The following is a 21,517-nucleotide window of genomic DNA, read 5'->3' as shown; positions in this document are numbered from 1 at the left end:
AGGGCGCTTCGCCCTTTTTCGCCATTGATGTTGCTTGCCTGTAAAGGCGGGAACCAAGGGCGGATTCTATCTTGTCACCCCCTCAATCGAGGCTGACGTCACGGTATTGATCAACGTATTAGGAGAACTTATGAATCGGAAAAGGCATGGTTATCACGTCGTGTTGCGTAAACTGCTCGTATTGGCCCTGATGGGGCTGGGGCTAACCGGATATGGGCAGAATGACGCGAGCCCGGGTGTCCCGGAATCACAAACGATCCGCACCCAGTTGCCACACGAACCGGACGGAGTGATTTCACTTCAAAGCACCTTGGAGCGGGCCTTGATGCAGAGCCCTGAATTGATGGGATCGGCGTATGGCGTCCGGGCGGCAGAAGGGGCCACGCAGCAAGCGGGGGCCTGGGCGAATCCCACGTTTGAGCTCACCGCCGAGGAGTTTGGGGGATCGGGGGCACGCAAAGGATACGAGGCCGCGCAAACTACGGCCCTTCTGAGCCAGACCCTTGAATGGGGCGGAAAGCGGGGCAGCCGTCGGCATGTGGCTCAGGCGGAAGCGCGGTTGGTGGGATGGGATTACGAAGCAAAACGTCTGGATGTTCTCATCTCGACCAAGAAAGCCTATGTAGATGTCCTGTTGGCCCAGGGCCAACTATCGCTGGCGCAATCACTTCTGGTTCTGGCCGAAGATGTACGCTTGGCCGCAGCGAAACGGGTGCAGTCGGGGAAAGTCCCGCCACTTGAGGAAACCAAAGCAGGGGTCGAAGTGGCCTCCGCTCTCATTGCACGGGATCGGGCTCTAAGGGAGCTGGATACCGCACGCAGACGCCTCGCGTCCACATGGGGCGCGAACCTGCCCCTGTTCAGGGAGGCCGGAGGCGATTTAGATGCGGTCAAAGAGGTGCCCTCGGTTGAGGCTCTCGCTGCCACACTCGAACGTACACCGGAAGTGGCCCGCTGGAAGGATGAAGTGGCTTTAAGTCGGAAATCGTTGGCGGTGGCAAAGTCTGAACGTATTTCAGATATCAGCCTCAATGCCGGTATCAGCCGCTTCGAGGAGGATGGATCCCATGCCTTCACCGCCGGGCTGTCGCTGCCACTCCCGTTGTTCAATCGAAACGCCGGTGGCATTCTGGCGGCGTCACATCAGGCCACCCGCGTTGACTATGAACAACGCGCTGCCCGCTTGCGTGTGGAGACGGATCTGGTTGAAGCCCATAACCGACTCGCCATGGCGCGAGCCGAGGCGGTGACGACCAAGGAAGAATTACTTCCCGGTGCCCAACAAGCCTTCGATACGGCGAAAACAGGATATCAGGAGGGGAAATTAGGGTATTTGGAGATGTTGGACACCCAGCGGACTCTGGGTGAAGCAAAATCCCGCTATCTGGATGTGCTGGCAGCCTATCACAAGGCGGCGGCGGATCTGGAAAGATTGACCGGAACCCCACTCAATACCATTCAATAAAACACTACTTAAGGAAAACGAATAACATGAATAAAGAAAATTGGAAGATCATAAGCGGGCTCGGTGCCCTGTTGACAGTTTTAGTGATAACAAGCGGATGCGGAAAAGAAAAAGACAGCGAACAGGCGTCGAAGGAACCAGCGGCGGTGAGTGAGAAAGAGCCTAGTGAGGCACCCCCTGCATCCTTGGCGGACCGGGTAGCGATAAAATGTGAACACGGTGTGCCGATCTATCAGTGTGATGAATGCCGGTATGAAGCCGGTGTCGTGAAACTGGCGTCCAGTCTCTTAAAGCGGGCAGACGGAGGGGGCTTAGTCGGCACGCAGAGAGTGGCAAGAACCCGGGTTTCAGCGGTGTTGAAAACAATCGGAGAAGTGGGGCTGAATGAGAATACAGCGGCGCATATAAGCCCCCGCATTCCCGGTATTATCGAGTCAGTGTCGGCGGATATCGGTGCGTGCGTCAAGGCGGGTGATACCTTGCTCACTCTGGCAAGCGTGGAACTGGGGAAAGCCCTGGCGGAATATGAGCGCAATCGAACGTTGAGCGAACTCTCTGGAAAGATTTTTACGCGAGAAACAAAACTCAGGGCGCAAAATGTGGGCTCAGAGCAGGATATGATTGCCGCGCAAATGACATATGAACAGCATAGGACGGATTTGCAAGCCTCTGAGCAGACCCTTCATGTGTTGGGCATAACAGAAGAAGATCTGGTTAAAATGCGGGAGCCTTCGCATGAGGTGGGCGCAGGTCGCCTTTCGGTTCGCGCACCGGCCGCAGGGACGATCATCGAGAAGCACGCCGTTACCGGCGAGATGGTCGAGCCTGGAAAAGACCTGATGTTGCTCTCCGATCTGACGACGGTATGGGTTTGGGCTAACGTGCAATCGCGAGATCTGGCTCCACTACTGGCGGCTAAGAAACAGGGAACCGTTGGGGTTGAGATTTTGGTGTCAGCTTTTCCAGACCGGCTTTTCAAAGGGGTTCTTGATTACGTGGGTGCGACGATGAACGAGGAAACCCGTACGGTGAAAGTACGCGCCACGGTGGAGAACGCCGGGATGGAACTGCGTCCGGGGATGTTCTGCGAAGCCGCGATCTCCCTTGGGAATGGTCAACAGGAAGAGATTTTGGCCGTGCCGCGAACCTCGGTGTTATCGGACGAGGGTAAGTCCTTTGTGTTTAAGCATTGGAAGGATGATTTTTTCGTCCGGCAGGACGTTCGGCAAGGGCGTGAATTTTTCGGCATGGTGGAAATCAGCAAAGGGTTGCAGGCCGGTGACACCATCGCTACTGACGGGGCCTTCCTGCTCAAGTCGGACGTGTTGCGGGAAAAGATGGGCGCGGGTTGCGCGGATTGATGAAAGGATAATACCATGTTTGACAAACTCATTCGATTTGTTTTGCACCAGCGCTTACTGGTCATTTTAGGAACTCTCATGGTGGCTGGTGGCGGGCTGTTTGCCTGGAAGACGCTGCCAGTCGATGCGTTCCCCGACGTGACCAATGTTCAGGTAATGATCCTTACGGATGCGCCAGGTTTAGCGCCACTCGATGTGGAGCAGCAAGTCACTGCGCCAATCGAAATGGCGATGCAAGGTCTGCCGGGAGTTACGCAGGTGAGGTCCCTGTCGAAGGCGGCGCTTTCGCAGGTCATTATCGTGCTGGACGACAAAGTGGATCTCTACTTTGCACGGCAACTGGTGTTCCAGAGATTGCAGTCAGCCAAGGAGTTGCTACCGTCCTGGGCCGAGCCTGAAATGGGTCCGATCAGCACCGGTCTTGGGGAAATCTACCAGTACACCCTGGAGAGCGAAACGCATACTCCGATGGAGTTGCGCACCATTCAGGACTGGTATATCGCCCCGCAACTCAGGGTGATTCCCGGCGTGACTGAAGTCAATAGTTTCGGTGGGTTTGTGAAACAATATCACGTGCTCGTGGATCAGAACCGGCTTCTCAAGTATGGCGTCACTTTGGCAGATGTATTGCAGGCCGTTGAACGTAACAACGCCAACGCAGGAGGAAACTTCCTGGTAAGGGGCTGGGAGCAAGCATACGTGAGGAGCCTGGGGCTGATCCAGGGAATTGAGGATATCGAGAACATTGTGCTGGAAGCCAGGGATGGGGCACCGGTTTTCCTCCGTGATGTGGCTAGCGTAAAAGTGGGGCCGGAAACCCGCCAGGGCGCGGTGACCCGCGACGGTAAAGGGGAGGCCGTGGCAGGTATGACGATCATGCTTAAGGATCAGAATTCCAAGATCGTTGTGGAGGCGGTTAAAAAGGCGATTCCGAAGATCCAAGCAGGTTTGCCGAAGGGGGTTACCATCAACCCCTTCTACGACCGGACCGCCTTGATTCAGGCCTGCATTCATACGGTGGGAAAGGCTTTGATGGAAGGTAGCATCTTCGTCATCGTGATTCTGTTCCTCTTCCTGGGAAATTTCCGGGCCTCTGTGATTGTGGCGTTATCCTTGCCGTTCACGGCGTTTATTGCGTTTATCTTGATGGGTTGGCAGGGGATCACGGCCAACCTGATGAGTTTAGGCGGCTTGGCCATCGCGCTGGGAATGATTGTCGATGCGTCGATTGTTGTCTGCGAGAACATCGCACGACATCTCTCTGAGAAAGTGGGCAGTGGCTTGTCGCGACTCGAGATTGCCTATGAAGCGGTACGTGAAGTGGCGAAGCCCGTTGTTTTCGCCATTCTGATCATCGTCATTGTTTTCCTGCCCCTGTTCTCTCTTGAACAAATGGAAGGCAAGATGTTCCGTCCACTCGCTTATACCATGGTCTTTGCCATGGCGGGATCTTTGCTGGTTTCGCTGACGATTGTGCCCGTGTTGTCCTCTATCTTTTTACGCGGCCGGAAGGAGGAGCGGGATAACTTCGCCATGCGAATGGTCAAACGGGGCTATTTACCTGCCTTGCACTTCTCCCTGCGCCGTCCGAAAACCGTGGTGATGTGTGCGGTGGGGCTTCTGATGATGGCGTTATGTTTGGTTCCCCGGGTCGGCACCGAATTCCTTCCCCAGCTGGATGAAGGGGCCATCGCGATTAACGTCGTGAGGCTTCCCTCCGCGTCTTTGGAGGGTTCCGTTGCCGTCGGGACGGAGATCGAACGCAGACTCCTGGCACGCTTCCCCGAGGTTCAATCGGTTGTCACCAAAACGGGGCGGGCCGAGATTTCGGAAGATCCCATGGGGCCGGAGCAAAATGATGTGTTTATCATGTTGTATCCGAAGAATGACTGGAAAAGTCGACTCTCCAAGACGGAACTCGTGGTGGCAATGCAGAAGGAGCTTGCCGTTATTCCGGGAATCCGCATGTCGTTTTCCCAGCCTATTGCATTACGCGTAAATGAGCTGATTTCAGGAATTAAGAGCGATCTTGCGATCAAGTTTTTTGGTCCTGACCTTGAGGTCTTGCGTCAGAACGCAAATCGAGCGGCTGCGCTCATGCAGGGGATTCGGGGTGCTGAGGACGTGAAAGTCGAGCAAGTGTCGGGATTCCCGCAGGTAGAAATCGTGATCGACCGGAAGGCCATTGCCCGATACAAGATCAACATTGCAGACATCAACGAGATCGTGGAGACGGCTGTGGGGGGCAAAGTCGCGACGACGGTCGTTGCGCAGCAAAAACGATTTGCGGTTCTCGTGCGCTTCCCTGTCGAATTAAGGAGGGACATTCCAGAGTTGGAGCGGCTTTTGGTGCCATCCCCTGAAGGTGCCCGTATCCCATTGGGTGAACTGGCGAGGATCAGGGAAGTCGAGGCTCCGGCACAAGTCAGTCGCGAGAACGGAATGCGGCGCGTGGTGGTCGAGTGCAATATCCGGGGCCGTGACATGGGTAGTTTTGTGGGAGAAGTTCGCAAAGCGATTAGCCCGGTTGTCGATGAGTTGCCAGAGGGGTATTTTGCGGATTACGGAGGGCAGTTTGAGAACCAGCAGCGCGCGATGAGGCGGCTTATGCTGGTGGTGCCCCTTTCCATCGGATTGATCTTTCTGATGCTGTTCATGGCATTTCAATCTGTTCGTAATGCGTTGCTCGTGTTGAGTAATCTGCCGTTTGCCTTTGTAGGAGGGATTCTGCTGATCCTGGCCCTCGGCATCAACCTGAGCGTTTCGGCGTCGGTAGGGTTTATCGCCCTGTTCGGTGTCGCCGTCCAAAATGGGGTTCTATTGGTGTCCTTCTTCACCCAATTAAGAATGCAAGGTCTCTCGCCTCGGGATGCGGTTATTCGCGGTTGCGAACTGCGGTTGCGGCCTCTGCTCATGACGTCGATGGCCGCTTTTCTCGGTTTATGGCCGATGCTGTATGCCACGGGAAGTGGTGCTGAAATCCAGCGGCCGATTGCGGCCGTGGTAATGGGCGGCTTGGTTACAGCGTTATTGCTCACGTTGATCGTGTTGCCGGCGCTCTACTACCTGTTGGAAACGAGAAAAGACAAAAGGATGACTATCAACGAATTGGAGAAATCATGAAATCAATTGTCGCCTATATTCAACCGTTCATGCTGGAGAAAGTCGCCGCTGCGCTGCGCGCAAAAAAGGTTCATGGGGTGACCGTGATGGCGTGCCAGGGGTTTGGACGGAGTAGAGAAAGGAATACTTCGCATTACGAAGACGAGGCGGTGGAGTTAGGCTACGCCCCAAAGGTCAAGATCGAGATTGTCTGTCCTGATGAGTCGGCTTTGGCAATGGTCCAGATGATCAGGGAAAGTGCGCATACCGGGCGGCATGGCGACGGCAAAATCTTCGTCACTGAAGTGACCTGTGCGGTGGATATTCGGACAGGTGAGGAGGGCGAGGCCGTTTTGTAGTGGATCATCCGGTTTGGATCCTGATCGTCAGCGCTCTCGGCGATGTGGTACATTGCTTCTGCTTGGAGGGAGCCAATGAACCAGAAGAAATATAGAATCAGGGGAATGGATTGCGCGGAAGAAGTCAATGCGCTCAAGGAGACAGTTGGCAAACTTCAGGGAATCGAAACCCTTGATTTCAATCTCATTGAAGGCATCATGACTGTCCAGGGGGCTGAGGGGCAAGTGGATGACGAATCCATTCACATAGCGGTGCGGCAGGCCGGCCTGGAAGCGCAGGCGGTTGACGAAAAGGATCGGCCCGGGGCCGGGGCCGCTGAAGAAGGCTGGTGGTGGAAACATGGCCGGTCAGTCATGTGCTGGGCTTCAGGTGCTTTAGTGGTGGCCGGTTTTCTGGCCCATCTGTTGCTTCACGGGAATCTCCTGCATGTGTTGACTGGCGGAGAGGGCATGGAGCATCACGAGTATCCGCTATCCGTCATCCTGCTATATTCCGCCGCCGTGTTAATGGGCGGGTGGTTTTTTGTCCCGAAGTCCTGGCATGCCCTGCGCCGTTTCCGGGCGGACATGAACCTGCTGATGACGATTGCGGTAATCGGGGCAATGGTAATTGGTCAATGGTTCGAGGCCGCCACCGTTTCGTTCCTTTTCTCTTTTTCCCTGTTGTTGGAATCTTGGAGTGTGGGCCATGCGCGCCGGGCGATCCGTAGTCTCGTGAATCTGACGCCCCAGATGGCGCGCTACCTCTGTCCCCATGACGGAGACATCATGGAAAAACCCGTTGAAGATGTTCCACTCGGGGCCACGGTGGTGGTCCGCCCCGGTGAGCGGATCCCGCTGGACGGGATCCTCACCAAAGGCCGGACGGCGGTCAACCAGGCGCCCATTACCGGGGAATCCATGCCGGTGGCCAAAGAGGAAGGGGATGAGGTTTTCGCCGGGTCCATCAATGAAGAGGGGGCGATTGAGTTCAGAGCCACCAAGCCCGCGGCGGATACTACCCTGGCGCGAATCATTCGTATGGTGGAGCAGGCTCAAGCCCGCCGTGCCCCCGTGGAGCAATGGGTGGAGACGTTTGCGCGGTATTATACCCCCGCCATGATCGCCGTGGCGTTCCTGGTCGCCATGGTGCCGCCGCTGTTTGGCGGAGAGTGGGGACGCTGGTTCTACGAAGCGTTGGTAATGCTGGTGATTGCCTGCCCGTGCGCCCTGGTGATTTCGACGCCGGTGAGTATTGTGGCGGCTCTTACGGCAGCCGCTAAGGCAGGTGTTTTAATCAAGGGAGGAGCCTTTCTTGAGGCCGTAGGACGCGTGAAGGTTTTCGCTCTGGATAAGACTGGGACCCTGACCAAAGGACGCCCCGAGGTGCAGATGATCGTCCCCTGGAGCGGCCACACGCAGAATGAGCTGCTTGCCCGTGTGGCGGCGCTGGAAATTCACAGCGACCATCCCCTGGCCCAGGCGGTCCTGAGAAAGGCCCGGATAGAACATGTGGAGCCCTTGCTGGCTCAGGATTATCGAGTGCTGAAAGGGCGGGGCGCCGAGGCAATGATCGAAGGCCATCTGTTCTGGGTGGGAAGCCACCGGCTATTGCATGAAAAAGGGGTGGAGGAGTCCGAGATGCACGACCAGGCGCAACGCATGGAAGATGCCGGACATTCCGTTATTGTGGTGGGCAGTGATCAGCATGTCTGCGGCCTGATCAGCGTCGCGGATTCCGTCCGGCCGGAAGCGACGGAAGTGATCCGCCAGTTGAAGGCCGCGGGAGTGCAACACGTGGTCATGCTGACTGGGGACAACCAGGGAACGGCAGATGCCGTGAGTCGCGTGGCAGGTGTGGACGAAGTCCGGGCGGAGCTTCTGCCAGAAGACAAGATGCTGGCGATTCAGCAACTTGAGCAGAGCCACGGGACGGTGGCCATGGTGGGCGATGGCATCAACGATGCCCCGGCGCTGGCGGCCGCGACCGTCGGAATCGCCATGGGGGCGGCGGGATCTGATGCCGCCATTGAGACCGCGGATATTGCCCTGATGTCCGATGACCTGACGCGCCTGCCCTGGCTGGTGCAACACGCGCGCCGTTCCCTTTGCATCATTCGGCAGAACATCGTATTCGCCTTGGGCCTCAAGGCCGTATTCATGATTTTGGCCCTGCTGCAAGTGGCGACCCTCTGGATGGCCATCGCCGCCGACATGGGCGCCTCATTGCTGGTGATCTTCAACGCCCTGCGGCTGTTGCGTGACCGTTCACCGACCATCCGCCCTTGATGCAGGTTGCGCAACCTGTTTAGCATTGGTCTATTTGTCTATAAAAGGGCATGGCTTACGGCCATTCCGACCGATCTAGCCGCAAAAAATCCCGATTAACAAAATAATTGAAGTGATGGTCGCGTGATGCTATATTTCGCCATGTAACGAATTATGAAATGGGTGAGGTGGTTAGGAGTGAGTTCTATGCGGGATAGACTGGATGTGTTGAAGGCGTTGGCGGATGAGACCCGGTTGCGGGCGTTGTGTGCGCTCAGGGGCGGGGAGTTGTGTGTCTGTCAGTTGATTGCGCTACTGGAGTTGGCTCCCTCTACGGTATCGAAACACTTGTCGATACTCCGTGCCGCGCGGTTGGTGGAGAGCCGGAAGGACGGGCGCTGGATGTACTACCGGTTGTCCAAGGAGTTCCGGGCGCCAGCCACGGGAAAGATGGTGGAGTTGCTGTTTAAGGAGTTGGAAGGTACGGATCGTATTACCGCTGATGGGAAACGGCTGAAAGAAATTTGCGGTGAAAGCATGGAATCGCTGTGCCGGAGAATATTCTGAAAAGATGTATTTCGATGAACTGGTAAAAAATGAAAAATGACTATGAAAAATGACTTGAAACCGAATGATAATAGTGAGTTACCGAAACCGCAGGCCTCTTGCTGCGGTTCCAGTTGTGGCTGCCATAATAAGGGATCCGCAGCAAAAACTCGCTGGATCGTAGGGGTGATCGTGTTGGCTGCTGCTGGAGCGCTGGTTACGCGGGCCATGGTGAAGAACCACTCCGCAGCGGGGGTGCCGGCCTCAACGGGGTTTGCAGCACTGCCTGCAGCCGTTCAATCTTCACCTGATGGCGTGGCTGCGGGGGTGGATACCAATGCCGTAAAGGAGATCGGCTCGATAGCGGAGTTGAATACGCAGGCCAAGGATATGGTAGGGGTTTTTGTGTTTTTGCCGGGAAAAACCAATACCACTGATAAGGCGTCGCTGGCGCCAATCAGGAGTACCGCGCAAAGCATTGAGCGCCATCTGAAAGGCAAAATCGGGGTGTTTACACTGAAGATGGACTCGCCGGACTATGTGCAGGTTGCGAAGCAAGTCGCCGCGCCGGGCGTGCTCGTGATGGTCAAAGGAAAAGGTATGGTACCTGTGTCAGGTGAACTCACTGAGGCGAAACTCACCCAAGCTCTGGTAGCCGCTTCGACTGCCGGGGGATGCGGGCCCAGTTCCGGTGGTTGCGGACCGAGCGGTTGCAACTAGGAGTCTTCATGACCGACTTGCTTAAATGGGTAACAGATGCGCTTCAGAGTGACAGCATGGGGGCGATGGCATTACCGCTGGCCTTTTTACTCGGCTTGGTAAGTGCCGTGGCGAGCGCATGCTGCACCCTGCCGGCAATGGGAATGTTGGTGGCATATTCGGGCACGCAACAAAATGTGAACCGGCGCGCGTCGCTGGTTGCATCAGCCTGGTTCCTGATCGGCACCACACTCGCGTTGATAGTTCTGGGGTTTGTGGCAGGTCTGGTCGGTCAGGCTGCGCAGGCATTTTTTGGGCGGTCCTGGAAACTGTTCGCAGGTGTTGTGGCAGTCGTTTTCGGGTTAGCGACGTTGAAAATGCTTCCCTTCAAACTTCCGATTTTAGCCCGGAAGGAGGGGGTGTCTTCGGCTTTCGGAGGAAAGTGGGGCGCGGCACTCGGGGGCTTGTTCCTGGGCGGCGGGGTGGCCGCCTGTTCGCTCCCCTGCAACCCGGGCATCTTCATTGTCATAGGGGCTAGTATCCTGATGGGAAAGTTCCTGTGGGGCATGGTGCTCATGGCCCTCTTTGCCGTCGGGTTCAGTTTGCCGTTGGCCGCCGTCCTATTGGGTGTGTCGTTTGGGAAGGCCTCGCTCAAGATGCAAAAGGCTGATGCGGTGATTAGAGCGGTTGCAGGAGTTCTGTTGATCGGGGCGGGTTTCTATTTGTTGGCCACTTACTAAATGGAGGTAAGAGATGAACGATACCGTAAAAGACAAAGGGAAGAAAAAGGGCATTTGGGCATTACTGAAGGAGTCGATCGCCAAGAGCAATGACGGCTGCGGTCCTGGTTGTGGGTGCCACGCGGGTGACGAGGAGAAGGCGAAGGGTACCAAGGGTAGGGATGACGGAAAGAAGAAGTAAATGCCTGAGTCTAATAGTGTTCGTTCCGAAAGGCGCCGGGAGATACTGGTGCTCGCCTTTGCCCCTGCGCTGATCCTGGTTTTGATCCTGGCGAGTTGGGGACTCGCCCACTGGCATATTGGCCCCGTCTACCTGAACGCGTTTTTGGCACTAGCAGCGGTGTTGCTAGGTGGAACCCCGCGTTTCATCGCGGGTTTCAGGGATGTCTCGCGCAAACGGATCACGGTCAACGTGTTCGTGACGGTGGCGCTTGCGGCAACGATTGCCATAGGAGAGTTCCGTCCGGCGGCCATCATCATCCTCATCATGTCGGTGGTCGGGGCGTTGGAGAGTTACGCGCTGGATAAAACACGGCGCAGTATCCGGGCCCTTCTGGATCTGGCACCACAGACCGCAACGGTGCGTCGCAACGGCGAGGAAGTCACCGTGCCGGTTGCGGAGCTCCAGGCTGGTGATCAGGTCGTGGTCCGGCCGGGGGAGCGAATTCCCGTGGATGGCACGGTGTTTGCCGGCGCGAGCAGCGTCAACCAGGCCCCCATCACTGGCGAATCCATGCCGGTGGAGAAGCTGGCCGGAAGTTCCGTGTTCAGCGGAACGCTTAACGAATCGGGCCGGCTGGAGATCAGGACAGAGAAAGTCGGTGAAGGCACTACGTTGGCACGGATCGTCCACCTGGTGCAGGAAGCCCAGGGTTCCCGCGCTCCCATTCAAAACCTGGCCGACCGCTTCACGACGTGGTTTCTGCCCACGGTTGTGGGGCTGGCCGTGGTGGCCTTCTTTGTTACCGGCGACGTCAAGGCGGCGGTCTCAGTTCTACTGGTGGCCTGTCCCTGCGCCTTTGCCATTGCGACCCCGACCGCGGTGACGGCAGGCATCTCAAACATGGCCAAGCGGGCGATCCTGATCAAGGGGGGGATGTTTCTGGAGTTGGCCCACACGATCGACCACCTGCTGGTTGACAAGACGGGAACGTTTACCTTCGGTAGACCGAAAGTGATGGAGATCGTCACATTCAACGAGCGAACGCCGGAGGACATCCTCCGCCTTGCGTGTATCGCGGAGAAATACTCCGAACACCCCTTGGGCCGCGCCATCCTGGCGGCTGGGAAGGATGAAAAACTTTCGATTCCTGACCCGGAGCACTTCAGCAGTGCCGCCGGCATGGGCGTGGAGGCGGCATACGGTAGCGCCAAGATCCTCGTAGGCAAGCCATCGTTTATCCAGGACGCTGGTCTAAGCCTCACGCCTCAAATCGAGCAGGCCATCGCGCAACAATCGGAGCAGGGGCGCACTGCGGTGCTGGTCGCGAATAATAACGAGTTGTTGGGATTACTCGCAATTGCCGACGAAATCCGCCCGGAAATACCCGCCGCCCTCCTTGCCCTCAAGGGAATGGGGGTTAAACGGATTACAATGTTGACGGGCGATAATCCGAAGGTGGCCGCCGCCGTCGCCCGTGTGATCGGTGTTGACGACTTCCAGTCTGAACTGCTTCCCGAACAGAAGCTGGCGTTCGTCAAGAAGTGTCAGGCGCAAGGACAGGTAGTCGGGATGATCGGGGACGGCGTCAACGATGCGCCCGCCCTCGCTCAGGCTGATGTGGGCATCGCCATGGGCGCCGCCGGCACGGACGTGGCCATTGAAACGGCCGATGTCACGCTGATGAACGACGATATTTCGGGCGTTGCGGACTTTATGTGGATGTCGGCAACAGTGCTTCGCCGCATCAAGCTGAACATCTTTTTTTCGATGATCTACAACGTCATCGGCCTCACCCTGAGTGTGGTCGGACTGATGACACCCATTATCGCGGTGATCTTTCAGGAGGCGGGTTGTGTGACGGTCGTGATCAGTTCGACCCTGTTGCTCTGGTCAAAAGGGCGGCCCCCATTGGCTAGTTGATCGGAAAAATTGAGTTAACATGGATATACAGGATAAGAATCAATGAATAAACGAATGAAGGTTTTATTTTTGTGTACCGGTAACTCCTGCCGGAGCCAGATGGCAGAGGGGTGGGCCCGGCATCTCAAAGGGGATGTGATTGAGGCCTATTCTGCCGGGATCGAGACGCATGGATTGAATCCGAATGCGGTCAAGGTGATGGCGGAGGCGGGGGTGGATATCTCCGGGCACCGCTCGAAGCACGTGGATGAGTTGAAGGGAGTTGAGTTCGATTACGTGGTGACCGTGTGTGATAACGCCCACGAGTCCTGCCCGCTCTTCCCCGGCCAGACCCAAGTGGTGCATGTCGGGTTTGATGATCCGCCCCGTCTGGCCAGGGAGGCGAAGACGGACGAAGAAAAGTTGGATTGCTACCGGCGGGTAAGGGACGAGATCAGGAAGTTTGTGGAACGGTGTCCGGAAATGTTGACTGGTTTGTAAGTAGTAGTGATGAATGCTCCCTCTCCCTTAAGGGGAGAGGGTTGGGGTGAGGGTCTCTTTACGAACAGGCCAGAGCAACACCCCTCACCTAAATCCTCTCCCTCAGGGGGAGAGGAAAGATGGGAATCAATGGTAGGAGGAGAAGAAATATGACTGACAAAATTACTAAACAATTATCTTTTCTGGACCGGTATTTGACGCTCTGGATCTTTCTGGCGATGGGCGTCGGCGTCGCGCTGGGCTATGTCGTGCCGGCCTTTGGAAAATGGATTGGCGCGTTAAGACCGGAAGGGACTCAAACGAGCATCCCGATCGCGGTCGGCTTGATCCTGATGATGTATCCCCCCCTGGCCAAGGTTAAATATGAAGAACTGGGGGATATCTTCCGGGACTACAAGATTCTCGGATTGAGCCTTGTGCAGAATTGGATAGTCGGGCCAATCCTCATGACGGCGCTCGCCATTGTTTTCCTGCGCGGTCAGCCGGAGCTCATGATCGGTCTGATCATGATCGGTCTAGCGCGGTGTATTGCCATGGTGATTGTGTGGAATGATCTGGCGAAGGGCGACACGGAGTACTGCGCCGGACTGGTGGCGTTCAATTCGATCTTCCAGGTGCTGTTTTACAGCCTTTTTGCCTGGCTGTTCGTGACGAAACTCCCGCCGTTGCTCGGGCTTTCGGGCGTGGTGGTGAATGTGACGATGAAACAGATTGCGGAGAGTGTATTCATCTATCTGGGGATTCCGTTTATCGCCGGGATGCTGACCCGACTCATCCTGGTGAAGGCAAGGGGGAAGGAGTGGTATCACTCGAAGTTCATTCCCCGGATTTCGCCCATGACCCTGATCGCCTTGCTGTTCACGATTGTGGTCATGTTTTCCATGCAGGGCCAGAAGATCATTGCCAAGCCAGGTGATGTGGTATTGATTGCCGTGCCACTGTTAATTTACTTTGTGACGATGTTTCTGGTGAGTTTCTGGATGAGTGCGAAGGCGGGCGCCAATTATGCCAAGTCGGCGACCCTCTCCTTCACGGCGGCCAGTAATAACTTTGAGCTGGCCATCGCCGTCGCCGTGGGGGTGTTCGGCATCAATCATGGCGCGGCGTTTGCCGCCGTGATTGGGCCACTGGTGGAGGTGCCGGTACTGATCGGGTTGGTGAATGTAGCGCTATATTTCCGCCGCCGGTACTATTTTGACTCCTGAATTCTGTCCTTAAATCATCAGGCGCTCGATATCCAGGTCGGAGGCGGGCGCCACATGCAGCTGGCGTGGGCCGGTGGCACTTCGGATGTTGATGATGACTTCCGGATTGGTGCGGGCATCGCTGTAGCGGGCACACAGCCGGGCGGCTTCCAGAATGATGGCTTCGGTTGCCGTGCCGGTGATAAGGGTCGTAGGGCCGGGGATCACCTCGACGTTCAGCAATACCTCGCCGGGTAGGGCCATGGCTTCGAGTTGGTCGTTTTCCGCCGCTTCGCGACCGACGATGACTTTGACGGTGGAGGCGAGTCTGAAATGACGGCCGATTTTGAGCAGTTCAACGGCGCGGAGGTCCCTGAGCTGTCCATTGCGGCGGAGGTCATGTACGCGGCCCGCAAAATGGGGCTCGGTCAGCTTGCACCCGCCGGCGGAAGGGGGGTATTCCGTAATGCCGTATTGTTCAGCCAGTTTCTGCTGCGGCTTCCGGCTCCGGCCATTCAGGTCCAACAGCCGGCTGCGATCCACCCAGCCCAATCGTTCCGCCTCGGTTTCCGGGAGGAGTTTTGCGCTTAAGGGGCGCAAGAGCCGGTTCCCGTATCCGGATTCCTCCGAGACAATGTTCAGCGTGCGTTTCGTTTGCGACATGGGGCGCTGGTTAAGGACTTCACCCGTCGCGATGAAATTAAATCCATCCCGCTCAATAATTTTTCCAGCATGGTTGATCATCGCGGCGTGGCAGTCGATACACGGGTTGATGCAGGAGCCAAAGCCATGCTTGGGATGTTCGATAATGGGAATCAGCTCATGGGTGAATTCTTCAACCATCAGGGGGATACCGAGGAGGGCGGCGGCAGCCCGGGCTTTGTCAGCACTGAAGAAGGGACTTTCGAAGCATAAGCCGGTGACTTGAATCCCCTGGGCCTTCAACACCGCCGCAGCCAGCATACTGTCCAAGCCGCCGGACATCATCACTAGCGCAGAGATCTTTTTTTCGGTTGTCATCGGGCTCTAATAGAGAAAGCGCCCCCCTTAGGCAATATTAATCCCGAGACTAATCCCTACCTGATTGGCGGTGATTCCCTGAAGATTCAGGCGCTTCTGCCGGCTGGTCTGCCCCGAGATGAGGGTAATTTGGCGTTGGGGGATGCCCAGCGTCTTGGCAAGGAATTCAATCAGGGTTTCGTTGGCTTTGCCATCCACAGGCGGGGCTTGCAAGCGGATTTTCACGGCATCTCCATGCAACCCCTGAATCTGGGTTTTGGAGGCCCTGGGGGAGGCATGGACCTGGATGATCACCCCACTCTTGCTGTCTGTGATCCAACTCATATGTAAAAACTACCATAATTTTCGGGAATTGCGGACGAAATTGTAGACGAAAACATGAAAAGGCTTGAAACCAAGGGGCCGCCATCGTATTCTCTATTCGTTTTTTTGTTAACGAATGGATGAACGGGTGGGGTGAATAAATTGTCCCGCCATAATTCTTGAAAGGAATATGTGTGTCATGGCTGATTCTAAGAAAAACATGATCATGGTCGATGGTAACCAGGGTGTGGCGAATGTCGCCCATGCGACGAATGAGGTTGCCGCAATTTATCCGATCACCCCCTCTTCTGCGATGGGTGAGTGGGCTGATGAGTATAGCGCCGCCGGCCGCAAAAACATCTGGGGGACCATTCCCCAGGTTGCCGAATTACAGTCTGAAGGGGGCGCCAGTGGTGCCGTCCATGGGGCGTTGACCACCGGGGCATTGACCACGACCTTTACCGCCTCACAGGGCTTGCTCCTGATGATCCCGAACATGTACAAGATTGCCGGTGAACTCACCAGTACCGTGTTCCACGTCACCGCCCGTTCCTTGGCTTGCCAGGGCTTGTCCATTTTCGGTGATCACTCCGACGTGATGGCCGTGCGACAGACCGGGTTCGCCATGCTGGCCTCCGCCAGTGTGCAGGAAGCCCAGGACTTTGCCCTGATCGCCCAGGCCGCAACCCTTCACTCCCGCGTGCCGTTTGTCCACTTCTTCGATGGCTTCCGCACCTCCCATGAAGTCCAGAAGATTCAGGCCCTCTCGGATGACGTGATGCATGCCATGGTGACCGACAAAATGGTCTTCGAGCACCGTGAGCGCGCCTTGACCCCGGACCGTCCCCGGATTCGCGGTACCGCGCAGAACCCCGACGTGTATTTCCAGGGTCGTGAGACGGTGAACAAGTTTTATGACGCCTGCCCGGGCATTGTACAAAAGGCCATGGATGATTTTGCCAAGCTGACCGGCCGTCAGTACAAACTGTTTGATTACATCGGTGCTCCCGATGCCGAGCGCGTGATTGTGATCATGGGCTCAGGTGCCGAGACGGTTCATGAGACCGTCGAAGACCTTGTGGCCAAGGGCGAGAAGGTGGGCGTGCTCAAGGTGCGTCTGTTCCGCCCCTGGGACATCAAGGAGTTCGTCAAGACCCTTCCCGCCACGGCCCACTCCATTGCCGTGCTTGACCGTACCAAGGAACCCGGTTCCATTGGCGAGCCGATGTATGAAGATGTCCGCACCGCGATTGGCGAGGCACAGAGCGAAAAGCTCATGCAGAGCAAGTTCTATCCGCTGGTCATCGGCGGTCGCTACGGCCTGGGCTCCAAGGAATTCACGCCGGCCATGGTGAAGGCGGTCTTCGACAACCTGAGCGGGGCGAAGAAGAATCACTTCACGATCGGCATCAACGACGATGTGACCCACACCAGTCTGCCGTTTGACCCGACGTTCCAGTTGGATCACAAGGGCCGGTTCGAGGCGATGTTCTACGGTCTGGGCTCGGATGGTACCGTCGGTGCCAACAAGAACTCGATCAAGATCATCGGCGACGACACCGACTACTCGGCCCAGGGCTATTTCGTGTACGATTCGAAGAAGGCCGGTACGATTACCGTCTCCCATCTGCGGTTCGGACCCGGCCCCATCCGGAGCCCGTACCTGTGCACCAAGGCGGACTTTGTGGCCTGTCACAACTTCTCCTTCGTGGAGAAGTACGACATGCTGGCCAATGCCAAGCAGGGCGCCACGTTCCTGCTGGCCAGCCCCTACAGTGCGACCGAGGTCTGGAACCATCTCCCCGATGAGTTGGCCCAGCAGGTCATTGATAAGAAAGTTAAATTCTTCGTCATTGACGCCAACAAACTCGCGGCTGAACTCGGCCTGGGTGCGCGCATCAATACGCTCATGCAGACCTGTTTCTTCGCCATCTCCAACGTCCTGCCCCAGGCGGAAGCCATTGACGGGCTGAAGAAGGCGATCAAGAAGAGCTACGGCCGCAAGGGTGAAGAGGTCGTCCAGTCGAACTACAAGGCCGTGGATGCCGCGGTGGCGTCGCTGCAAGAAGTGAAAGTGCCCGCCAAGGTGGCCGGGAAACTCAAGATGCCGGCGGTGGTGCCTGCGGATGCCCCGGAGTTTGTCAAAACCGTCACGGCGACCCTGATCAAGCAGCAGGGCGATTCCCTGCCTGTCAGTCAGATGCCCATCGACGGGACCTGGCCGACCGGAACGACCCAGTACGAGAAGCGCAATATTGCGGTGGAGATTCCCGAGTGGAATTCGGACCTCTGCATCCAGTGCGCCCAGTGCTCGCTGGTGTGCCCGCATGCGGCCATCCGCGTCAAAGCCTACGATCCCAAGAATCTGGACAAGGCGCCCAAGACGTTCAAGTCCTGCGAGGCCAAGGGGAAGGAATTTGCCGGATTGAAGTTCACGGTGCAGGTGGCTCCTGAAGATTGCACGGGCTGCGGTGCCTGCGTCTGGAACTGCCCGGGTCGCGAACGCGACAAGGTGACGAAACAGGAGACAGGCAAGCGCGCCATTATGATGGTGCCCCAGCTGCCCCTGCGCGAAAATGAGGCGGATAACTTCAAGTTCTTCCTCGCCTTGCCCGAGACCGATACCAAGCTTTACAAAAAGGACACCATCAAGGGCAGTCAGTTTGTGAAGCCCCTGTTTGAGTTCTCCGGTGCCTGCGCAGGTTGCGGCGAGACGCCCTATATCAAGTTGCTGACCCAGCTGGTCGGGGACCGGTTGTATATCGCCAACGCGACGGGGTGTACCTCGATCTATGGCGCCAATCTTCCTACCACGCCTTATACCAAGCGCGAGGATGGACGCGGACCGACCTGGGCCAACTCACTGTTTGAGGACAATGCCGAGTTCGGCTTTGGCATGCGGCTGACCGTTGACAAGTTCAACGAATTCGCACTCGAATTAGTGGAGAAGATCCTCGGCGGTGCCTGTGGCGATGCCAAGATTGACAAGGATCTGTTGGTGGCCATCAAGGCGGCCGATCAGTCCAGTCAGGCTGGAATCGAAGACCAGCGCGCCCGTGTGGTGGTGCTGAAGAAACAGCTGGCGGCGTGTCCGTGCGACCTGTGTGCCCAATTGGCCTCACTGGCCGATTACCTGGTTAAGAAATCGGTCTGGATCGTGGGCGGCGACGGTTGGGCTTACGATATCGGTTACGGCGGCTTGGATCACGTTCTGGCTTCAGGCAAGAACATCAAGGTGCTGGTTCTGGATACCGAGGTGTATTCCAACACCGGTGGCCAGGCGTCGAAGTCCACCCCGATGGGGGCTGTGGCCAAGTTCGCGGCGGGCGGCAAGCCCACCATGAAGAAGGACTTGGGCATGATCTCGATGACCTATGGGAACATCTATGTGGCACAGGTGTCACTGGGTGCCAATCCCGGCCAGTGCGTCAAGGCGTTCATGGAAGCCGAGCAGTATGACGGGCCTGCGATCATCATCGCCTACTCCCATTGTATCGCGCACGGCATCGATATGACCTCGGGCATGCAGGGCCAGAAGGATGCCGTGAATTCGGCTCACTTCCCGCTGTACCGGCACAATCCCGAGTTGACGGAGCAGGGCAAGAACCCGCTCTCTCTGGACAGCAAGCCCCCGACCATGACCTTCAGTGAGCATGCCATGAAGGAGAATCGCTTCCGTGTGTTGAAGCAGATGGCTCCTGAACAGGCAAAGGCGCTGATGGCCATTGTTGATAAGAAGGTGCTGGCCAAGTACGATATGCTCACCAAGCTGGCGGCCATGGAACCCTGTTCGGGCACCATTGCGGCACCTGCGCCCAAGGCCTGAGTGAGTCGGTAAATGAGAAGATGAGTCAGGGAGCCCTGAGTGAAATCAGGGCTCCCTTTTTATTGATATGCTCAATCACCCCCAGTTCCGGCCCCCTGCAGAGGCGGGCAGCCTGATCCTTCAAGTGGATCAGGGGTGCCCCTATAATGGCTGCACTTTTTGTGGTATGTACAAGCATGTGGCGTATCAGCGCCGGTCCCTGGCAGACCTCCGGAAAATGATTGGGGCGGAAGCGCGTGCGGCCCCTGATGTCAATCGGGTGTTTCTGGCGGATGGCGATGTGATGCGGCGCCCGTTCGGGGAGCTTGAAGCAATCCTCGGTGAGCTCGCCAACCATTTCCCACTGCTGGCCCGTGTGAATGTCTATGCCACAGGTAGGGGAATTATGGATAAAACGGAGGAGGAGCTGCGAGCCCTCCGTGCCCTGAAGCTTCATACGCTTTATCTGGGCTTGGAAAGCGGAGACGCGGAGACGTTGCGCCGCGTGAATAAAGGCGAGACGTCCGAGGGAATGGTTGAGGCCGGGCGTCTGGCTCAGGCGTCGGGACTGAAATTGTCCGTGATGATTTTACTCGGCTTAGGCGGTCTTGAACGCACGCGCCCGCATGCCGTGGAGACCGCGTTGGCGCTCAACCGGATGCAACCGCGCCTGCTTTCAGCACTCCGGGTGGTCCCCGTCCCCGGGACCGGGTTGCATGATGAGGTGGTGGCCCGTCGTTTCCAGCCGTTGACCGAGTTGCAGGTGGTGCAGGAAATGCGGTTGCTCGTTGGGCACCTGGAACTCACCCATACGATTTTCCGCGCCAATCACACATCCAATCCCATCCCGCTGGAAGCCCGTTTGAACCGGGATAAGGCCCGGCTGACCGCCGAACTTGACGCCCTGATAGCCTCCGGGGCCCTCGACGGCCATACCCCCGGCCATACCCCTTTGTGGTTGTGAGGCGCCTGTTGAGTTTTTATACCTGAACAGGCGGACCGGAGATGGGGAGTTCAACCCAGAAGATATTTCCGGAATCAGGTTTGGCGGCGAGGCCGACACGCCCTCCGTGCGCTTCGGCCGCAAGTTTGCAGAAGGGCAGTCCAAGGCCGGGCGCATAACGGCCTGTGCCACTGATGGCGTAATGGGCCTGGGCATATTTGGAGAAAACGGCGTCATGCTCCTCATCAGGAATCGCAGGGGCATTGTCCGAAACATTAATCCGGATGAACCCCTGTGCCTGTTGAATGCTCAGAGTGATCTGACCGCTCTCCTCCCGGGTTGACCGGATGGCGTTGGCGAGGAGATTGGTGAGCAGGCGCCGGATCAGGCTGACATCGATCAGGGTGATGACCGGCGCCGCCGTCTCCAACGTCAGGGTGCGAGACCGGCGAAGCGGCTCCATGCTCTGGATCACCTGACGGCATAAATCGATGAGGTCACAGGCCGTGAGGGAGAGCGTCATGTTGCCGCTCTCCATCCGGTTGACATCCAGAATGGAGTTGATCATGTCGATCATATGGCTCGTTTGGACCCGCGCCTCATTGAGGTAGGTGACGATGCCAGGTGAGCGCCGCACCGCCTCCTCGGTCTTGATGAGCTCAAGATAGCTTTCGATGCTCCACAGGGGATTCCTGAGGTCATGGATAATCATGTGGATGAGGCTGTCGCGTAACTGCTCCAGTTCCTGCATGCGCCGCATGGTATCCCGTAACTGCTCCCGCTGTTTTCTCAGGTCAAGATGGATGGAAACCCGGGAGAGCACCTCGTCAATTTGAAAAGGACGGGTGATGTAATCAACCCCCCCGGAAGAGAAGGCCTTGACCTTGTTGATGGCTTCGAGTTCCCCGCTAACAAAAATGACAGGAATATCAGCATGGAGGGGGTCCGCTTTAATGCGGCGGCAGACTTCAATCCCGTCAATGTCGGGCATATGCACATCCAGCAGGATCAGGTCGGGTGCCTTATTTTTAATCGCCTGAAGCGCCAGTTCCCCATTGAGGGCGGCCCGTGTTTTGTGCCCCTTCATTTTCAGCATGGATGCCAGAAATTGAAGGTTGGCGGGGGTGTCATCCACAATGAGAATATCCGCCGCGTCGTGATGCTCTTGCTCGGGTGCCAT

At 56.9% G+C, this 21,517-nt stretch carries 17 protein-coding genes; 14 read left to right on the top strand and 3 right to left on the bottom strand.

What is annotated here, in order from left to right; all coding sequences use genetic code 11:
- Positions 1-130 precede the first annotated feature (130 nt).
- The 12 genes from WCS52_05180 to arsB all read left to right on the top strand — a co-directional run bounded on the left by WCS52_05180 (position 131) and on the right by arsB (position 14,287).
- Positions 131-1,465 (top strand): TolC family protein, encoded by a 1,335-nt coding sequence (locus WCS52_05180; GenBank protein MEI6166567.1) that lies wholly within the window; start codon positions 131-133, stop codon positions 1,463-1,465.
- A 26-nt stretch (positions 1,466-1,491) separates the two neighbouring features.
- Positions 1,492-2,826, top strand: a complete 1,335-nt coding sequence (locus WCS52_05175) for an efflux RND transporter periplasmic adaptor subunit (protein MEI6166566.1) — start codon at positions 1,492-1,494, stop codon at positions 2,824-2,826.
- Between the two features lie 15 nt (positions 2,827-2,841).
- Positions 2,842-5,949 carry a CusA/CzcA family heavy metal efflux RND transporter gene (locus WCS52_05170; protein ID MEI6166565.1) on the top strand — a complete coding sequence of 1,036 codons (3,108 nt, stop codon included), beginning with the start codon at positions 2,842-2,844 and terminating at the stop codon, positions 5,947-5,949.
- Positions 5,946-6,287: a P-II family nitrogen regulator gene (locus WCS52_05165; GenBank protein MEI6166564.1), complete on the top strand. Its 342-nt coding sequence runs from the start codon at positions 5,946-5,948 to the stop codon at positions 6,285-6,287. Before WCS52_05170 ends, WCS52_05165 begins: the two co-directional genes overlap by 4 nt.
- 75 nt (positions 6,288-6,362) lie before the next feature.
- Complete coding sequence (locus tag WCS52_05160) at positions 6,363-8,555, top strand: heavy metal translocating P-type ATPase (protein MEI6166563.1); 2,193 nt, start codon at positions 6,363-6,365, stop codon at positions 8,553-8,555.
- Positions 8,556-8,741: 186 nt separating this feature from the next.
- Complete coding sequence (locus WCS52_05155) at positions 8,742-9,101, top strand: metalloregulator ArsR/SmtB family transcription factor (protein ID MEI6166562.1); 360 nt, start codon at positions 8,742-8,744, stop codon at positions 9,099-9,101.
- 42 nt (positions 9,102-9,143) lie between these two features.
- A complete protein-coding gene (locus WCS52_05150) occupies positions 9,144-9,800 on the top strand; it encodes a hypothetical protein (protein ID MEI6166561.1) in 657 nt (218 codons plus the stop codon).
- 8 nt (positions 9,801-9,808) lie between these two features.
- On the top strand, positions 9,809-10,519 hold the full coding sequence (locus WCS52_05145) for a cytochrome c biogenesis protein CcdA (GenBank protein MEI6166560.1): 711 nt from the start codon (positions 9,809-9,811) through the stop codon (positions 10,517-10,519).
- A gap of 13 nt (positions 10,520-10,532) precedes the next feature.
- The gene (locus WCS52_05140; protein MEI6166559.1) at positions 10,533-10,700 is read left to right on the top strand and encodes a hypothetical protein; all 168 of its coding nucleotides are present in this window, start codon (positions 10,533-10,535) and stop codon (positions 10,698-10,700) included.
- A complete protein-coding gene (locus WCS52_05135) occupies positions 10,701-12,602 on the top strand; it encodes a cation-translocating P-type ATPase (protein ID MEI6166558.1) in 1,902 nt (633 codons plus the stop codon). It abuts the gene before it with no gap.
- Between the two features lie 42 nt (positions 12,603-12,644).
- Positions 12,645-13,082: an arsenate reductase ArsC gene (locus tag WCS52_05130; GenBank protein ID MEI6166557.1), complete on the top strand. Its 438-nt coding sequence runs from the start codon at positions 12,645-12,647 to the stop codon at positions 13,080-13,082.
- A 149-nt stretch (positions 13,083-13,231) separates the two neighbouring features.
- Positions 13,232-14,287 carry an ACR3 family arsenite efflux transporter gene (arsB, locus tag WCS52_05125; GenBank protein MEI6166556.1) on the top strand — a complete coding sequence of 352 codons (1,056 nt, stop codon included), beginning with the start codon at positions 13,232-13,234 and terminating at the stop codon, positions 14,285-14,287.
- A gap of 9 nt (positions 14,288-14,296) precedes the next feature.
- Here arsB and WCS52_05120 read toward each other — a convergent pair whose 3' ends face one another.
- Both WCS52_05120 and WCS52_05115 read right to left on the bottom strand, forming a co-directional pair.
- Entirely contained in the window at positions 14,297-15,286 is a 990-nt protein-coding gene (locus WCS52_05120) for a tRNA 4-thiouridine(8) synthase ThiI (protein MEI6166555.1), read from the bottom strand.
- A gap of 27 nt (positions 15,287-15,313) precedes the next feature.
- Positions 15,314-15,610, bottom strand: coding sequence for a DUF167 domain-containing protein (locus WCS52_05115; protein MEI6166554.1), 297 nt, complete (start codon positions 15,608-15,610; stop codon positions 15,314-15,316).
- 178 nt (positions 15,611-15,788) lie between these two features.
- Here WCS52_05115 and nifJ point away from each other — a divergent pair, with 178 nt between their 5' ends.
- Complete coding sequence (gene nifJ, locus WCS52_05110; GenBank protein MEI6166553.1) at positions 15,789-19,415, top strand: pyruvate:ferredoxin (flavodoxin) oxidoreductase; 3,627 nt, start codon at positions 15,789-15,791, stop codon at positions 19,413-19,415.
- Positions 19,416-19,482: 67 nt separating this feature from the next.
- Positions 19,483-20,358 carry a radical SAM protein gene (locus WCS52_05105; GenBank protein MEI6166552.1) on the top strand — a complete coding sequence of 292 codons (876 nt, stop codon included), beginning with the start codon at positions 19,483-19,485 and terminating at the stop codon, positions 20,356-20,358.
- 16 nt (positions 20,359-20,374) lie between these two features.
- On the opposite strand, the gene WCS52_05100 is transcribed toward WCS52_05105, so the two are convergent.
- Positions 20,375-21,517, bottom strand: a complete 1,143-nt coding sequence (locus WCS52_05100) for a hybrid sensor histidine kinase/response regulator (GenBank protein ID MEI6166551.1) — start codon at positions 21,515-21,517, stop codon at positions 20,375-20,377.

It is taken from the genome of bacterium, assembly GCA_037128595.1.
In the GTDB taxonomy this organism is placed as follows: domain Bacteria; phylum Verrucomicrobiota; class Kiritimatiellia; order CAIKKV01; family CAITUY01; genus JAABPW01.
The sequence above is the reverse complement of the archived record's forward strand: the minus strand, read 5'-3'. Positions and strand labels throughout refer to the sequence as shown.

What these genes read in the sequence shown, in the direction of transcription:
- WCS52_05180 (MEI6166567.1), top strand. Translation starts at nt 131, where the DNA reads ATGAATCGGAAAAGGCATGGTTATCACGTCGTGTTGCGTAAACTGCTC.
- WCS52_05175 (MEI6166566.1), top strand. Translation starts at nt 1,492, where the DNA reads ATGAATAAAGAAAATTGGAAGATCATAAGCGGGCTCGGTGCCCTGTTG.
- WCS52_05170 (MEI6166565.1), top strand. Translation starts at nt 2,842, where the DNA reads ATGTTTGACAAACTCATTCGATTTGTTTTGCACCAGCGCTTACTGGTC.
- WCS52_05165 (MEI6166564.1), top strand. Translation starts at nt 5,946, where the DNA reads ATGAAATCAATTGTCGCCTATATTCAACCGTTCATGCTGGAGAAAGTC.
- WCS52_05160 (MEI6166563.1), top strand. Translation starts at nt 6,363, where the DNA reads ATGAACCAGAAGAAATATAGAATCAGGGGAATGGATTGCGCGGAAGAA.
- WCS52_05155 (MEI6166562.1), top strand. Translation starts at nt 8,742, where the DNA reads ATGCGGGATAGACTGGATGTGTTGAAGGCGTTGGCGGATGAGACCCGG.
- WCS52_05150 (MEI6166561.1), top strand. Translation starts at nt 9,144, where the DNA reads ATGAAAAATGACTTGAAACCGAATGATAATAGTGAGTTACCGAAACCG.
- WCS52_05145 (MEI6166560.1), top strand. Translation starts at nt 9,809, where the DNA reads ATGACCGACTTGCTTAAATGGGTAACAGATGCGCTTCAGAGTGACAGC.
- WCS52_05140 (MEI6166559.1), top strand. Translation starts at nt 10,533, where the DNA reads ATGAACGATACCGTAAAAGACAAAGGGAAGAAAAAGGGCATTTGGGCA.
- WCS52_05135 (MEI6166558.1), top strand. Translation starts at nt 10,701, where the DNA reads ATGCCTGAGTCTAATAGTGTTCGTTCCGAAAGGCGCCGGGAGATACTG.
- WCS52_05130 (MEI6166557.1), top strand. Translation starts at nt 12,645, where the DNA reads ATGAATAAACGAATGAAGGTTTTATTTTTGTGTACCGGTAACTCCTGC.
- arsB (MEI6166556.1), top strand. Translation starts at nt 13,232, where the DNA reads ATGACTGACAAAATTACTAAACAATTATCTTTTCTGGACCGGTATTTG.
- WCS52_05120 (MEI6166555.1), bottom strand. Translation starts at nt 15,286, where the DNA reads ATGACAACCGAAAAAAAGATCTCTGCGCTAGTGATGATGTCCGGCGGC.
- WCS52_05115 (MEI6166554.1), bottom strand. Translation starts at nt 15,610, where the DNA reads ATGAGTTGGATCACAGACAGCAAGAGTGGGGTGATCATCCAGGTCCAT.
- nifJ (MEI6166553.1), top strand. Translation starts at nt 15,789, where the DNA reads ATGGCTGATTCTAAGAAAAACATGATCATGGTCGATGGTAACCAGGGT.
- WCS52_05105 (MEI6166552.1), top strand. Translation starts at nt 19,483, where the DNA reads ATGCTCAATCACCCCCAGTTCCGGCCCCCTGCAGAGGCGGGCAGCCTG.
- WCS52_05100 (MEI6166551.1), bottom strand. Translation starts at nt 21,517, where the DNA reads ATGGCACCCGAGCAAGAGCATCACGACGCGGCGGATATTCTCATTGTG.